Source organism: Plantactinospora sonchi (assembly GCF_036422035.1).
GTDB classification, from domain to species: Bacteria; Actinomycetota; Actinomycetes; order Mycobacteriales; family Micromonosporaceae; genus Plantactinospora; species Plantactinospora sonchi.
This window is the reverse complement of the sequence record NZ_JAZGQK010000013.1, coordinates 276,135-290,212: the sequence shown is the minus strand read 5'-3', so window position 1 is coordinate 290,212 and position 14,078 is coordinate 276,135. Positions and strand designations below refer to the sequence as shown.

At 70.1% G+C, this 14,078-nt stretch carries 14 protein-coding genes and 3 tRNA genes; 2 read left to right on the top strand and 15 right to left on the bottom strand.

All coding sequences use genetic code 11. The features are described 5' to 3' along the window. Window positions 1-197: 197 nt before the first annotated feature. From rplL to V1633_RS17800, 15 genes are all read right to left on the bottom strand, one after another. Window positions 198-581 carry a 50S ribosomal protein L7/L12 gene (gene rplL / locus V1633_RS17870; RefSeq protein WP_331215467.1) on the bottom strand — a complete coding sequence of 128 codons (384 nt, stop codon included), beginning with the start codon at window positions 579-581 and terminating at the stop codon, window positions 198-200. Between the two features lie 56 nt (window positions 582-637). Beyond that, on the bottom strand, window positions 638-1,180 hold the full coding sequence (gene rplJ / locus V1633_RS17865) for a 50S ribosomal protein L10 (protein WP_331215466.1): 543 nt from the start codon (window positions 1,178-1,180) through the stop codon (window positions 638-640). A gap of 401 nt (window positions 1,181-1,581) precedes the next feature. Then, window positions 1,582-2,271, bottom strand: a complete 690-nt coding sequence (locus V1633_RS17860) for a hypothetical protein (protein ID WP_331215465.1) — start codon at window positions 2,269-2,271, stop codon at window positions 1,582-1,584. After that, window positions 2,268-3,185, bottom strand: a complete 918-nt coding sequence (locus V1633_RS17855) for an ABC transporter ATP-binding protein (protein ID WP_331215464.1) — start codon at window positions 3,183-3,185, stop codon at window positions 2,268-2,270. The genes V1633_RS17860 and V1633_RS17855 overlap by 4 nt, the downstream gene beginning before the upstream one ends. Window positions 3,186-3,286: 101 nt before the next feature. Further along, window positions 3,287-4,000 carry a 50S ribosomal protein L1 gene (gene rplA, locus V1633_RS17850; RefSeq protein WP_331215463.1) on the bottom strand — a complete coding sequence of 238 codons (714 nt, stop codon included), beginning with the start codon at window positions 3,998-4,000 and terminating at the stop codon, window positions 3,287-3,289. 77 nt (window positions 4,001-4,077) lie between these two features. Further along, complete coding sequence (rplK, locus tag V1633_RS17845; RefSeq protein WP_331215462.1) at window positions 4,078-4,509, bottom strand: 50S ribosomal protein L11; 432 nt, start codon at window positions 4,507-4,509, stop codon at window positions 4,078-4,080. A gap of 245 nt (window positions 4,510-4,754) precedes the next feature. Further along, window positions 4,755-5,471 carry a transcription termination/antitermination protein NusG gene (gene nusG, locus V1633_RS17840; RefSeq protein WP_331215461.1) on the bottom strand — a complete coding sequence of 239 codons (717 nt, stop codon included), beginning with the start codon at window positions 5,469-5,471 and terminating at the stop codon, window positions 4,755-4,757. Between the two features lie 38 nt (window positions 5,472-5,509). Beyond that, the gene (gene secE / locus V1633_RS17835; protein ID WP_407952043.1) at window positions 5,510-5,896 is read right to left on the bottom strand and encodes a preprotein translocase subunit SecE; all 387 of its coding nucleotides are present in this window, start codon (window positions 5,894-5,896) and stop codon (window positions 5,510-5,512) included. Window positions 5,897-6,164: 268 nt separating this feature from the next. Next, window positions 6,165-6,237 (bottom strand) — tRNA-Trp (locus tag V1633_RS17830). Between the two features lie 152 nt (window positions 6,238-6,389). Continuing rightward, on the bottom strand, window positions 6,390-6,782 hold the full coding sequence (locus tag V1633_RS17825) for a MaoC family dehydratase (RefSeq protein ID WP_331215460.1): 393 nt from the start codon (window positions 6,780-6,782) through the stop codon (window positions 6,390-6,392). A 1-nt stretch (window position 6,783) separates the two neighbouring features. Next, window positions 6,784-7,230, bottom strand: coding sequence for a MaoC family dehydratase N-terminal domain-containing protein (locus tag V1633_RS17820; protein WP_331215459.1), 447 nt, complete (start codon window positions 7,228-7,230; stop codon window positions 6,784-6,786). A 143-nt stretch (window positions 7,231-7,373) separates the two neighbouring features. Next, window positions 7,374-7,541: a 50S ribosomal protein L33 gene (rpmG, locus tag V1633_RS17815; RefSeq protein ID WP_046567246.1), complete on the bottom strand. Its 168-nt coding sequence runs from the start codon at window positions 7,539-7,541 to the stop codon at window positions 7,374-7,376. 132 nt (window positions 7,542-7,673) lie between these two features. Then, a tRNA-Met gene (locus V1633_RS17810) sits at window positions 7,674-7,746 on the bottom strand. Window positions 7,747-7,772: 26 nt separating this feature from the next. After that, window positions 7,773-7,845 (bottom strand) — tRNA-Thr (locus V1633_RS17805). Between the two features lie 170 nt (window positions 7,846-8,015). Next, window positions 8,016-10,553 carry a putative bifunctional diguanylate cyclase/phosphodiesterase gene (locus tag V1633_RS17800; protein ID WP_331215458.1) on the bottom strand — a complete coding sequence of 846 codons (2,538 nt, stop codon included), beginning with the start codon at window positions 10,551-10,553 and terminating at the stop codon, window positions 8,016-8,018. A gap of 859 nt (window positions 10,554-11,412) precedes the next feature. Between V1633_RS17800 and abc-f the strand changes: the two genes are divergently transcribed. Both abc-f and V1633_RS17790 read left to right on the top strand, forming a co-directional pair. Further along, window positions 11,413-13,101, top strand: coding sequence for a ribosomal protection-like ABC-F family protein (gene abc-f / locus V1633_RS17795; protein WP_331215457.1), 1,689 nt, complete (start codon window positions 11,413-11,415; stop codon window positions 13,099-13,101). Then, window positions 13,094-14,065 carry a Vgb family protein gene (locus V1633_RS17790; protein ID WP_331215456.1) on the top strand — a complete coding sequence of 324 codons (972 nt, stop codon included), beginning with the start codon at window positions 13,094-13,096 and terminating at the stop codon, window positions 14,063-14,065. Before abc-f ends, V1633_RS17790 begins: the two co-directional genes overlap by 8 nt. Window positions 14,066-14,078 lie beyond the last annotated feature (13 nt).

The window sequence follows — 14,078 nt, the reverse complement described above, 5'->3', positions numbered from 1 at the left end:
AACACGGTTGGGCGCTGGATGTCAGCAGCCGGCCAGGGGCGGCGTTCCGGCGCCGGAGCGCCGCCCGTCGGCGACATACTGTGCGTCAACTCACGTCGAGTCGACACGATCGTCCACCCGGACCGGCGGACCGTGGTCCCGGCCGGCGGAGCCGGAACCGGACCGCCGCCGGACCCGAGCGGACGAGGTGGTACGAGTTACTTGAGGGTGACCTTCGCGCCCTCGGCCTCGAGCTTGGCCTTGGCCTTGTCGGCGGTCTCCTTGTTGGCCTTCTCCAGGACGGCCTTCGGCGCGGCCTCGACCAGGTCCTTGGCCTCCTTGAGGCCCAGGCCGGTCAGCTCACGCACGACCTTGATGACCTGGATCTTCTTACCACCGTCGGCGTCGAGGATGACGTCGAACTCGTCCTTCTCCGGCTCGGCCTCGGCCGCGGCGGCGGCCGGGCCGGCGGCCGCGACGGCGACCGGCGCGGCGGCGGTGACGTCGAAGGTCTCCTCGAACTGCTTCACGAACTCCGACAGCTCGATCAGCGTCATCTCCTTGAACGCGTCGAGCAGCTCGCCGGTGCTGAGCTTCGCCATATCTGGCGTCCTTTCCTTACCTGTTACACGAATATGGGGTACGTCGGAGCGGGCTGTCAGGCAGCCTGCTCCTCCTTCTCACGCTTCTCCTGCAGGGCAGCCGCCAGGCGGGCGGTCTGCGCCAGCGGCGCCTGGAACAGGGCAGCGGCCTTGCTCAGGCTGCCCTTCATCGCGCCGGCCATCTTGGCCAGCAGAACCTCACGGGACTCGAGGTCGGCGAGCTTGTTGACCTCGTCCGCGGAGATCGCCCGGCCCTCGAAGACACCGCCCTTGATGACGAGCTTCGGGTTGGCCTTCGCGAACTCCCGCAGGCCCTTCGCCGCCTCGACCACGTCACCGGAGACGAAGGTCAGCGCGGTAGGACCGGTGAACAGCTCGTCGAGCCCGGCAATGCCAGCGTCCGTCGCAGCGCGCTTGGCCAGCGTGTTCTTCGCCACCGCGTAGGTGGTCTCCCGACCTAGCGAGCGGCGCAACTGGGTCAGCTGGGAAACCGTCAGACCGCGGTACTCGGTCAGCACGGTGGCTCCGGCGTTGCGGAAGTGCTCGGTGAGCTCCGCGACGGAGGTGGCCTTGTCGGCCCGAACCGGCTTGTCCGCCATGTCCCTCCTCTCTCATTGCTTTCCAGGCTGATCACCGTCGAGGCCGATCGGCCGTACGGCGCGATCGGGCTCCGGGGTGTTCGACGGTTCCGCCACAACAAGAAGCCCCGGCGCAGGGCGCACGGGGCGGGAAGGGTCACATGATCATGACCCGGCACGACACACCGTTTCTCCCTGCGCGGGCCGCCCGTCGAGCGGGACCTTCAACCGTGCCGGGGCACGGTGACCAGCGGTCTCTGGGTGGAAACCTCGGCCAAGACAGCTTGACCGAAACTGAAGCGTACGGCATGCCTGGCGTGACGGCCAAATCACCCCCGGGTACGCCGGCTCACGCCCGCCGCCGCGACCGGGGCCAGCGCGGTCACCGCCCGATCCAGGTGATCACCACACCCCGCCCGGCCTCACGCCTGCCGCCGCCGCAGCCACGCGTAGCCGGTGATCACCACGGCGCTCCAGAGCACCGCGTGCCCGGTCACCAGTCCTAGGCTCATCGCGGTCGGCCCGGCGGTGCTGGTCCGGGCGACCGCCAGCACCGGAGGTACCAGCCAGGGCACCACCGAGTCCCGCAGTCCGAAGACAAACGCGCAGACCACCCCGCAGACCAGAACGGCCAGCCCGGAGAGCGGACTGGCCACCGCCGCCCGGCTCGACAGCGCGCCCAGCCCGACCGCCGGGGGCAGGACGAGCAGGTGGGCCCAGAGCCCGACCGCCAGCCCCTGCCCGACGGAGGGGCCGCCGGGGCCGTCCGGACCACTCACCCCACCCACCAGCCAGGGCACGACCAGAGCGATGACCACCAGGGCCAGTCCCGCCGTCGCGGCGGCGAGCAGACCGGCGACCAACTCCGTTCTCCGGCCGGCGGCCACCACGGCGAGCCGACGCTGGACGTCCGGTTCGGTGTCCAGCAACAGCCTCGTCTGCCAGGCCAGGACGGGAAAGAGGATCACCGCGGAGACCCCGTACGCCTCGGCCGGCGGCGCCCCGGCACCACCGTGCAGGACAACCAGGGCCAGCAGCCCGGCCAGCAGCGGCGGCAACGCCCGGGCGGTCCGCACGAAACCGGTCAGTCGGAGCACGACCAGCGGAATCACGAAGCCTCCCCCGGGCCACCGCCCTGATCGACCGAACCGACCAACGAGCCCGGCGCCGCCGGCCCGACCACCGGGTCGTCCGCCGGCCCCTGTCCTGCTCCCGGCGGAACTGTCGAGTCGTCCGCCGGGCCACGTCCCGGTCCCGGCACCCCGCCTTCGGGCGCGGGCGGTCGTACTCCCAGCACCTGGTGGCCGGCGGCACGCAGGTCGGCGACGACCTGGGCCACCCGGGTGGCGGGTACCGCCAACTCGACCACGGACATCTCCCCGGCGCCCGGTGTCCCGGCACCGGTCGTCGCCGGACGCACCACCGACACCGTCCCGTCGACGACCGTCCACTGCTCGGCGTCGGGCAGCCGGACCGTCTCGCCCCGATGGTCGCTGACCAGTACGGCGCCGTGGTTCTCGCGTACCTCGCGGATCAGTTCCGGGACCAGCTCACGGGTCGCCGCGTCCAGGCCCTCCCAGGGCTCGTCGAGAACCAGCAGTTCCGGAGGGCGGAGCAGGGCCTGGGCGAGACCGACCTTCTGTGCCGTCCCCTTCGACAGGGCGGCGAGCCGGACGTCCCGGTACGGGGTGAGCCCGAGCCGGGCCAGCCAGCCCTCCACGACAGGGCGCAACGCCGGGCCGGCGACGCCCCGCACCCGGCCCATGCCGGTGAGGTACTGCTCGACGGTGTACGGCTGGTTCGCCGGGAACCGCTCCGGAACCCAGCCGACCGTGGGCGGCCGCTCCCGGACCGTGCCCCGGGTCGGACTCAGTACCCCGGCGGCCAACTGGAGCAGGGTCGACTTGCCCACGCCGTTGCGCCCCAGCACGACCGCCGACCGGCCGGGGCCGAGTTCCACCCGGACGTCGCGGAGCACCCATGGCGCACGCCAGCCGTACCGCAGCCAGACCCCGTCAAGACGCATGCGGAGCAGCGTGCCAGAAACCGAGGAAAAAACCGACGCGGGGCACCCAGCGTCCGCACGCTGGGCGCCCCGCGTCGGCGGGACGGCTGTTCCGGCGAGGCTCAGGCCTCGGCCGACTCCCGGAGGTTCTTCACCACGTTCGGGTCGACCGGAACGCCCGGCCCCATGGTCGTGGTGAGGGTGACCTTGCGGAGGTACTTGCCCTTGGCCGCGGACGGCTTGGAGCGCAGCACCTCGTCGAGGACCGCGGCGTAGTTGTCCACCAGCTGCGACTCCGAGAAGGATGCCTTGCCGATGATCAGGTGCAGGTTCGAGTGCTTGTCCACCCGGAAGGTGATCTTTCCACCCTTGATGTCCGCGACCGCCTTGGTGACGTCCATGGTCACCGTGCCGGTCTTCGGGTTCGGCATCAGGCCGCGCGGGCCCAGGATCCGCGCGATCCGGCCGATCTTGGCCATCTGGTCCGGCGTGGCGATCGCCGCGTCGAAGTCCAGCCAGCCGCCCTGGATCCGGGCCACCAGCTCGTCGGTGCCGACCTCGTCCGCACCGGCGGCGGTCGCCTCCTCGGCCTTGGCGCCGGCCGCGAAGACGATCACGCGGGCGGTCTTACCCGTACCGTGCGGCAGGTTGACGGTGCCCCGGACCATCTGGTCGGCCTTACGGGGGTCGACGCCGAGGCGCATCGCGACCTCGACCGTGGCGTCGAACTTGACCGAGGTGGTCTCCTTGGCCAGCCGGACGGCCTCGACCGGGGTGTAGAGCTTGTTCCGGTCGATGGAGTCAGCTGCCTTGCGGTAGCTCTTGCTGCGTTGCATCGGTGAACACTCCTGTGGTGTCTGGCGGGCCGCATCCACGCGGCCCTCCCACGATCAGCTTGGGTCGGGGGTCCGGGTTATTCCTTGACCGTGATGCCCATCGACCGGGCGGTGCCGGCGATGATCCTCTCGGCCTGGTCGACGTCGTTGGCGTTGAGGTCCGCCATCTTCTTCTCGGCGATCTCCCGCAGCTGGGCGCGGGTGACCGAGCCGACCTTCGTGCTCTGCGGCACGCCGGAGCCCTTCGGCACACCGGCGGCCTTGAGCAGCAGCCGGGCGGCGGGCGGGGTCTTCAGCACGAAGGTGAAGGTCCGGTCCTCGTACACGCTGATCTCGGCCGGCACGATGTCACCGCGCTGCGCCTCGGTCTGCGCGTTGTACGACTTGCAGAACTCCATGATGTTGACGCCGTGCTGACCCAGTGCCGGGCCGACCGGCGGTGCCGGGGTGGCCTGGCCCGCCGGGAGCTGAAGCGTGAACGTCTTGACGAGCTTCTTCTTCGGAGGCATGTCTCTTCCTGGGCTTGAAACTGGGAACGTGCACCTGACGGCACCCGACGGCGCGCACGGTCAAACGCGCCTGCGGACGGGCGACGGTCAAGAGTAGCGCAGGAGACGATCCGGCGGGTCGCCGAGGTCGCCTGACGGGGTGCCGGCCGGTCGGACCCGACGGCCCGGGGTACTCCACGGGCGTCCGACCTCCGCCGGGCCGGCACGGCGGGAGCCGGACCGGGCCACCGGCGGGCGGCGGATCGTCAGATCTTGGCGACCTGGTTGAAGTTGAGCTCGACCGGGGTCTCCCGGCCGAAGATCGACACCAGGACCTTGAGCTTCTGCTGGTCGGCGTTGATCTCGCTGATCGTGGCCGGCAGCGACGCGAAGGCACCGTCGGTGACCGTGACCGAGTCGCCGACCTCGAAGTCGAGGACCTTGATCTCCGGCTTGGCCTTCTTGGTCTCGGTCTCCACCGCCGGGGCGAGCCACTTCAGCACCTCGTCGAGGGAGAGCGGCGCCGGCCGGTCGGCCCGGTCGGTCGCACCGACGAAGCCGGTCACGCCCGGGGTGTTGCGGACACAGGAGTACGACTCCGGAGTCAGCTCCATCCGGACCAGGATGTAGCCGGGGAAGACCTTGTTCTGCACCTGGAGGCGCTTGCCGTTCTTGACCTCGACCTCTTCGCGGGTCGGGACCTCGACCTGGTAGATGAACTCCTCCATGTCGAGGCTGGTGATCCGGGTCTCCAGGTTCGTCTTGACCTTGTTCTCGTAACCGGCGTACGAGTGGACCACGTACCAGTCACCCGGCGCGTAGCGCAGCTTCTGCCGCAGCTCGGCGACGGGATCGAAGTCCTCGTCGGGCTCGGTCGTCCCGAACTCCGGCTCGTTGGCGGCCTCGACCGACTCGGCACCGCTCGCCGTCGCCACCGCGGACTGCTCGTCCGTGGTCTCGGCGGTCTCGTCGTACTCAGGCACGCTCGCTCACTTCCGTCACTAGCAGGTGGGGCAGGTGGTCAGCTGGAGCCGCCGAAGACCCACAGCACGCCCTTCGCGAAGGCGTAGTCCAGCCCGGCCACGATCGTCAGCACCACGGCGACGAACACGACCACCACGGCGGTGTAGGTCAGCAGTTCCTTACGGGTCGGCCAGATGACCTTACGCAGTTCCGCCACTACCTCGCGGAAGAACCGGGCAAGCCGGCCGAAAATTCCGACCCGTCCCTCGGTCCTGGTCTTGCGGCTGTCCGCCGAGTCGGTCTTGGTCCGCTCCCGGGTGGCGGTGCCACCGCGCGAGACCGGCTCCTCCGCCTCGTCGTCGGCGTCATCGTCGACAACGTCATCGATCGCCTCGTTCTCGAGACGGTCGTCGTCGTTCTCGTCGCGCCGATTCTTCTCGGCCACTTCGCCCTCCGTCGCCGGGTGGTGGGTACACGCGTCGGTGAACGCGTGCTGCGTGGTCACGCCGACCCCGGAGTCTCCGCCGCGGACGCTGACCGCCCTCGACCGAACCCCCGGACGACCGTCCCCCGGAACGGCCCGCGGCCGGCGGAGGCGGTGGAACGGACCTCGGCGGACACTCCGCTCGGTCAGCCCCGCCGACACCACCAACACGGGCCGGTCGCCAGTGGTGGTGGCGACGCCGATCCCGGGATCGGTCAGGCCGTAGGCGCAGGGGTGACAGGACTTGAACCTGCAGCCTGCGGTTTTGGAGACCGCTGCTCTGCCAATTGAGCTACACCCCTGTGGGGGCAGTTGATCCCTGATCGGGCGTACACGCCTGAGCAGGGGTCACTTTGCCCCACGGCGGACCAGTGTACGGGTAGAGGCACGAGTTTCCCAACCGGTCCTCCGGCTCGGGGCCGGCGACAGGTCCGCCGGCCCCTGCCGGGCGCCCTCAGGCCGGCGTACGGATCACGGCCCGGGCCTGGGCGAGAACCTTCTCCCCCTGGCAGGTCGCGGTCAGGTCGAGCCGGGTGAGGCCGTCCTCGGTAACCTCCCGGACCGCCGCGCTCACCTCGATCTCGGTGCCCTCGTCGTCGTCGGGCACCACCACCGGCCGGGTGAACCGGACGTTGTACTCCACCACCGCGTCCGGGGAGCCGGCCCAGTCGGTCACCGCACGGCCGACCAGCGCCATGGTGAACATGCCGTGCGCGATGACCCCGGGAAGGCCGACGTTGGTGGCGAACCGGTCGCTCCAGTGGATCGGGTTGAAGTCACCCGAGGCCCCCGCGTAGCGGACCAGGTCCGCGCGGGTGATCCGGAAGGTACGGGTAGCAAGATCCATATCAGGCCCCTCCGCGTACGACGAGCTTCGACCAGACGGTGACGACCGGTTCCCCGGCGGTCGTGCTGACCTCGGTCCGGGTGGTGAGGAAACCGTGCCCGCCCCGGGTGGTGATCTCGTCGACGGTGTTGACGCAGACCAGTTCGTCACCGGCGACCACCGGCCGGACGTACTGGAACCGCTGGTCACCGTGGACCACCCGGCTGTAGTCGATGCCGAGCTGCGGGTCGTCGACGATCTGGCGGCTGGCCGCCATGGTGATCGCGATCGGGAAGGTGGGCGGCGCGACGACGTCGGCGTGGCCGAGGGCCTTCGCGGCGTCCGGATCGTGGTAGGCGGGGTCCGTGGCGCCGATCGCGGTGGCGAACTCTCGGATCTTTTCGCGCCCCACCTGATAGGGGGCGGTCGGCGGATAGGTACGGCCGACGAAGGACGGGTCCAGCGACATGCCGCCGAACCTACACGGCCGGCCCGGGACGGCCGGAAAACGACATCGCCGCCCCGACGACGGCTGAGCGGGCCTGGAAGCGCGCTCGGCCGGGTCGGGACGGCGGTCGGAAGATCCGGTAGCCGACTTTGGTCGGCCCGGTGTCAGCGGGTTTCGCGGTGCAGGGTGTGCTTGCCGTCCCGGGGGCAGAACTTCTTCAGTTCGATGCGGTCCGGGTCGTTACGGCGGTTCTTACGCGTGATGTAGTTGCGCTCCTTGCACTCCACGCACGCCAAAGTGATCTTGGGACGGACATCGGTCGCCTTGGCCACGGCGGGGCGCCTTCCTCGATAACGGAATCAACTACGACGTACCAGCGTAGACGCTCGCCACGCGGACACGCAAAGTGGGCGCCGGCGGCGCCCCTTTTGTTCCGGTACCGGGCTTGCCCGGCTACCGAAAAGTAGCGGTGGCCGGACTTGAACCGGCGACACAGCGATTATGAGCCGCTTGCTCTGCCATCTGAGCTACACCGCCGTGGACGGGTCCAGCTGAACCCTCTGAGCCCCCTTACGGAATCGAACCGTAGACCTTCTCCTTACCATGGAGACGCTCTGCCGACTGAGCTAAGGGGGCGCGCACGCGATCTTTCCGGTGGCGCGCACGGGTAAGAGTACACGGCGTCCGCCGAGAGGTGAAATCAGATCCCCCGGACACCGGCGACACGTACGACGGACCCGGCGGCTCGCCACCGGTGGCGCGGGAACGGGGTTGGCCGGACACCCGGAGACGGGCGCCCCGGGCGCTCAGGGAACGGCGCGCAGCCGCCGTACGTCGCCGGCGACAGGATGCGGCTCGGACTCCGTCTGGGCGGCGTACCAGGCCTCCAGACGCTCGTACGGCAGCGGGCGGCTGAACAGGAACCCCTGGCCGATCCGGCAGCCGATGTCCTGCAGCAGCTCCAGGGTCAGCTCACTCTCCACACCCTCGGCGACGACCGCCAGCCCGAACTGCTGGGAGAGGGTCACGATCGCGTTGACGATCGCCAGGTCCACCGGGTCGGTCGCCATCCCCTGCACGAACGACCGGTCGACCTTGACCTCGTTGACCGGCAGCCGACGCAGGTACGACAGCGACGAGTGGCCGCTGCCGAAGTCGTCGACGGAGAGTCGTACCCCGATGTCGCGCAACCGGCGCAGGCCCGGCAGGGCCCGCTCCGTGCCGTCCAGCACACCGGCCTCGTTGATCTCCAGGGTCAGCAGTTCGGCGGCGACGTCGTACTCGGTGAGCAACTCCTGCACCCGGGCCGGGAACTGCTGGTCGGCGAGGGTACGCGCGGAGAGGTTGACCGCCACCGGCAGCGGATTCCCGTCGGCGGTCCAGTCCCGGCTGCGCCGCAGCGCCTCGGCGAGCACCAGCTCGGTCAGATGCCCGAGCTGCCCGGTGTGCTCGGCCACCGCCACGAAGTCCTCCGGTGCCACGACGCCGTGCCCGGGATGCTCCCACCGGGCCAGGCACTCGACCCCGAGCAGCCGCCGGTCGGTGAGCGAGACCTTGGGCTGGTAGTAGACCTCCACCTCGGCGTTCTCCAGCGCGCGGCGCAGGTCGCCGGCAAGGCCGAGCCGGCGCGAGGATCGTGACTCGAGCCCGGGGCTGAACAGCTGGATGCCGTCCGGGGCCGATTTGGCCTTGGTCACCGCGAGGTCGGCGCGTTGCAGCAGGGTCGCCGGATCGCTGCCGTGGTCGGGATGGACCGCCACCCCGACCACCGTGTCCACGTCCAGCACCAGTACGTCGAAGACCATCCGGTCCCGGATCTGCCCGCGTAGCTCGGCGGCGAGCGCCAGCGCGGCGTCGACGCTCTCCAGCCGCAGCGTCACCACGAACTCGTCGCTGCCGGCCCGGCCCACCAGTGCCCCGGGCGGGGCCGCGGCGCGGAGCCGGGCGGCGACCTCGGCCAGCACCTTGTTACCGGCGGCATGCCCGACCGACTCGTTGACCTGGCGGAGCCCTGCCACGTCGAAGAGCAGCACCGCCACGACCTCGTCCGGCGCCCGGACCCGGACCGCCTCTTCGAGGGCACCGGTCAGGCGCCGCCGGTTGGGCAGGTTGGTCAACCCGTCGTGGTACGCGTCATAGCGCAGCCGGTCGACCAGCCGCGAGTTCTCCAGCGCCACGGCGGCGTGCGCCGCGATGGTCTCGAGGATCTGGACGTCCGCCGGGGTGAAGTGGCTGACCGGGCGGCCGCCGATCCGGTTGACCACCTCCAGCGTCCCGATCACCACCTGACCGGAACGCAGTGGCGCGACGATGACCTCCTTGAGGTTCGCATCCTGCAACGCCTCGCGCATCCGCTGGTCCCCGCCGAGACTGCTGCCCACGGCGACCGTTCGACCCTGCTCGCGGGCGTTCTCCCGGATCGTCACCGGCGTCCGCGAGAGGTCAAGCAACCCCGGATCCTCGACCCGGGCGGTGAGCAGCACCTCCGGGTGCCGGCCCTGGGCCGGCACCCACAGGGTGGCGTACTCGGCGCGCATGATCGTCCGGACCCGACCCAGCAGCGCGTCGGCCAGCGCGTCGTTCTGGCTGCTCGCGTTCATCGCCTTGGTCAGTTCGTAGACGTCGGTGAGCGCACGGTGCTGCCGGAAGAACTGACCGTACGACTGATAGAGCAGGACCGCCCCGCCGACCAGGGCGAGCAGCGGCAGCACCGACCACGGGTTCGCCCGCACACAGATCACTATCACCAGCCCGACGGCGACGTTGATCCCGACGGTGATCAGACCGGGCCCGGAGGTACGGATCACCTCCCAGCCGGCCTGTGCGCCGTGCATCAGGGCGAAGACGGCGGCGACGGCGGCGAGTGTGGCCAACGAATGGCTGGCCACCGCAGCAGCCAGGATCGCCCAGGTGCCCGGACCGAAACCGCGCATCTCAGGCAGGGCCAGCAGGACGATGCCGGCCATTGACACGGCGGCCGCCCCACGGGCGACGTTGAACCAGAATTTCGTCGCCACGTTCCGACGACGCAGGTTGGCGATGAGCGCACTCAGAGTGAAGATCACCGCCACCGTCAGCGGTGGCACCAGGAAGAACGCGAAGAGCAGGCAGACCTCGGTGATCGTGATGATCGCCACTTGGCGCTGGACGACCACGTGCAGGACCGGTCGGTCGGCCAGCAGGACAAGGCCCAGCAGTCCAACGGCGAGATACCAGTTCCGGAAGGGTTCGTCCTCCGACACCCCGAGCACAACCGACAGTACGACCGCCACCATCGCGAGCGGTCCGGTGATCAGCCAGGCACGCTCCGCTGATCTCCGGGTCGGGGTCGGACGGTCAGGCATGTCTCTCCCGGTGTACGGAGCCCTCCCGGCGTCGATGGCCGCTTAGGCCCACTGCCAATCGTTGGCGAGGACAGCGTCAGCACGAGTTGGCGAGTCGACTGCCGTCGAGTCGACGGAAGTTGCGACCGACTGCTGGCCAAAATTCGTGAATCCGCCCGCGCTGGCGGCGTAGCTGCCTATGGCGAGCACCGCGAGCAGCAGGAGAGAGCCCACGAGCCGGCCCAGCCTCCGTGCAGGCATTGGTTGCTCCCGTCGAAGTGAGGTAGAGGAAGTAGATGTTCCATGATGGTGCCACAGTCGGCAGTCACCACAAAGGCGTCACCCACCCAACGAACCATGCATCCGAGCAAGTCCAACCGTTCGGTAGGGGTAATGTCGCCGCCCGGCCGCAACCACCTCGGCGGCAGATCGTCGACATGATTCACTCAGCGCTCAATACGACTCACCACCCGTAGAGGATCGCCCCTAACAAACTCCGCCGATGCGGTATTAGACTCAAAGAGCTTTATCTATATAAGTCGGGGTATCGCGGACGAATCGCCATAGAATCACCCGATGCCCATCGCCCCGATAGTCGGAAATGCCGGAACTTCCGTCCATATCAGAGGGACGACGAGCGCCGCCGAACACACCTCTTCAAGAGTCGACCTCCGAATGTGTGGTGGCGGTGAAGGCGCCGGCGCGGGCGCGGGCGGTCGGCGGGGCAGAAAAACCGGTTCGCCGTGAGGGTGACGCCATGCCAGAATCTTATTGCCACAGTCGTCGCGTTAAGGGGTCCTCCGATGCTCCGATGAAGCGTTCCCGTGTCCCGCGCCGTCCCCACGGACGGCCATGACCGCCAACGCTTCGGAGTGTCCGGATGCCCACCCAACTCAGCCTCCACGCCGTCACCAGGTCGTACGGCGAACACACCGTCCTCGACTCGGTCAACTGCGCCATCGCCCTTGGCGAGCGCAGCGGCATCGTCGGCGAGAACGGCTCCGGCAAGTCCACCCTGCTGCGCCTGCTCTCCGGTCGGGAGAAGCCCGACGAGGGGCAGGTGACCGTCGTCACCGACGGCGGCCTGGGATACCTCGGACAGGACGCGCCGCTGCCGACGTACCTGAGCGTGCGGCAGGTCATCGACGACGCCCTGGCCGAACTGCGCGAGATCGAGACGCGGCTGCGGACGTTGGAACCGCTGCTCGCCGCCGGCGACGAGCGCGACCTCGCCGAGTACGGCAACCTGCTGACCGTCTTCGAGTTACGCGGCGGGTACGACGCCGACGCCCGGGTGGAGCGGGCGATGCACGGCCTCGGACTGGCCACCGTCGACCGGGACCGACGGCTCGGCAGCCTCTCCGGTGGCGAACAGGCCCGGCTGCACCTGGCGGCGGTGCTGGCCGCCGGTACGGAGGTGCTGCTGCTCGACGAGCCGACCAACCATCTCGACGACGCGGCGCTGACCTGGCTGGCGGAACACCTGCGCGGCCGCTCCGGGACCACCGTGGTCGTCTCGCACGACCGCGTCTTCCTCGAACAGGTCGCCGACACACTGATCGAAGTGGACGGTGACCGCCGCGCCCTGGTCCGCTACGGCGGCGGATACTCCGGTTATCTGGCCGGGAAGGCGGCGGCGCGCCGGCGCTGGGCCGAGGCCCACCTCCGGTGGCGGACCGAGATCGACCGGCTGCGGGAGGTCGCCGCGACCACCGCCCGCGAGGTCGCGCCCGGCCGCATGATGAAGGACCGCAACAAGATGGCGTACGACCGGCACGGCGCTCGGGTCCAGCAGTCCGTGGCGAGCCGGGTCCGCAACGCCGAGCAACGGTTACAGCGGCTGATCGACCGTCCGGTGCCACCGCCCCCGGAGCCCCTGCGGTTCACGCTCCCGGTCTCGCCCCGCACCACCGACTCCCCCATCCCGGCCACCTCGGCGGCGGAAGCCGTGAACGAGCCTCCGCCGCTGCTGGAGGCCGTGGCGGTGACGGTCCACAACCGGCTCGACGAGGTCCACCTGACGGTGCGGGCCGGCGAACGACTGCTGATCACCGGACCGAACGGGGCGGGAAAGAGCACTCTGCTCGCCGCCCTGGCCGGCACCCTGCGACCCGACACCGGTCGGGTGCTCCGTCGGGGCCGGATCGGTCACCTGCCGCAGGAGCCGACCGTCGCCGACCCACGGGAGACGCTGCTCGCCGCGTTCGGGCGTGGGCTGCCCGGGACGGCCGACGAGCACCTGGACCAACTCCTGGCCCTGGGCCTGTTCGATCCGGACAGAATCAGCGTGCCGGTCGGTCGGCTCTCCACCGGGCAGCGACAGCGGCTGGCCCTGGCCCGGCTGCTCAGCGTGCCTGCCGACGTACTGCTGCTGGACGAGCCCACCAATCATCTCTCGCCCGGTCTGGTCGAGGAGTTGGAGACGGCTCTGGACGACTACCCGGGCGCGCTGGTCGTGGTCAGCCACGACCGGCGGTTCCGGCACCGCTGGCGTGGCACGCACCGCACCATGTCCGCCGGCCGGTACGGACGCCACATCCCGATGACAGGAGGAGACGGCGATGCGTGAGCACACCCCACCGTCGATCCGGGAGATCCCGGTGTCGGCGCCCGGCGACGGGCCGTACGGCATCACGGCGGGTCCCGACGGCGCGCTCTGGATCACCCTGGTGCACGCCGACGCCATCGTCCGGTTGACCGTCGACGGCCGCACCGAGCGCTCTCCCGTGCACGGTGTCGGGAGTGAACCGGCGGTCGACCCGGACGGGGACACTGTCTCCCCGTCGGTGATCGCGGCCGGCCCGTCGGTGATCGCGGTCGGTCCGGACGACGCACTGTGGTTCACCCGGATCCGGGACCACCGGATCGGACGGGTGTCGCCGGCCGGCGAGGTGACGTCGTACCCGTTGCCGACGCCGGAGTGTGGACCCTACGGGCTCACGGCCGGCCCCGACGATGCTGTCTGGTTCACCGAGATGAACACCGACCGGATCGGCCGGATCACCGTGACCGGCGAGGTCACCGAGTATCCACTGCCCACCAGGCAGGGCATGCCGGCCATGATCACGGTGGGACCGGACGACGCGCTCTGGTTCACCCTCAACCAGGCGAACGCGATCGGCCGGCTCGGCCTCGACGGCACGACCACGGTCCATCCGCTGCCGACGGACGGGGCCGCACCGGTCGGCATCACCGCCGGCTCCGACGACGCCCTCTGGTTCGTCGAGATCGGGGCGGGACAGCTCGGCCGGATCACCCCGGACGGTCGGATCCAGGAATTTCCGCTGCCGGACCGGGCCGCCCGCCCGCACGCCATCGTGGCGGACCCGGCCGGCGGATGCTGGTTCACCGAGTGGGGCGCCAACCGCGTCGGCCGGATCACCGTGGACGGCGAGATCCGGGAGTACGACCTGCCGACGCCCGGATCCGAGCCACACGGCATCACCATCGGTCCGGACGGGGCGCCCTGGGTCGCACTCGAGATCGGCAGTGTCGCCCGGTACGGAAGCCGGCACGGCGGTGGGTCAGCGTGACGGGGCCGGTCCG

Excerpts from the sequence above, each read along its gene's own strand:
- rplL (WP_331215467.1), bottom strand. The coding sequence starts at position 581 with ATGGCGAAGCTCAGCACCGGCGAGCTGCTCGACGCGTTCAAGGAGATG.
- rplJ (WP_331215466.1), bottom strand. The coding sequence starts at position 1,180 with ATGGCGGACAAGCCGGTTCGGGCCGACAAGGCCACCTCCGTCGCGGAG.
- V1633_RS17855 (WP_331215464.1), bottom strand. The coding sequence starts at position 3,185 with ATGCGTCTTGACGGGGTCTGGCTGCGGTACGGCTGGCGTGCGCCATGG.
- rplA (WP_331215463.1), bottom strand. The coding sequence starts at position 4,000 with ATGCAACGCAGCAAGAGCTACCGCAAGGCAGCTGACTCCATCGACCGG.
- rplK (WP_331215462.1), bottom strand. The coding sequence starts at position 4,509 with ATGCCTCCGAAGAAGAAGCTCGTCAAGACGTTCACGCTTCAGCTCCCG.
- V1633_RS17825 (WP_331215460.1), bottom strand. The coding sequence starts at position 6,782 with ATGGATCTTGCTACCCGTACCTTCCGGATCACCCGCGCGGACCTGGTC.
- V1633_RS17820 (WP_331215459.1), bottom strand. The coding sequence starts at position 7,230 with ATGTCGCTGGACCCGTCCTTCGTCGGCCGTACCTATCCGCCGACCGCC.
- V1633_RS17800 (WP_331215458.1), bottom strand. The coding sequence starts at position 10,553 with ATGCCTGACCGTCCGACCCCGACCCGGAGATCAGCGGAGCGTGCCTGG.
- abc-f (WP_331215457.1), top strand. The coding sequence starts at position 11,413 with ATGCCCACCCAACTCAGCCTCCACGCCGTCACCAGGTCGTACGGCGAA.
- V1633_RS17790 (WP_331215456.1), top strand. The coding sequence starts at position 13,094 with ATGCGTGAGCACACCCCACCGTCGATCCGGGAGATCCCGGTGTCGGCG.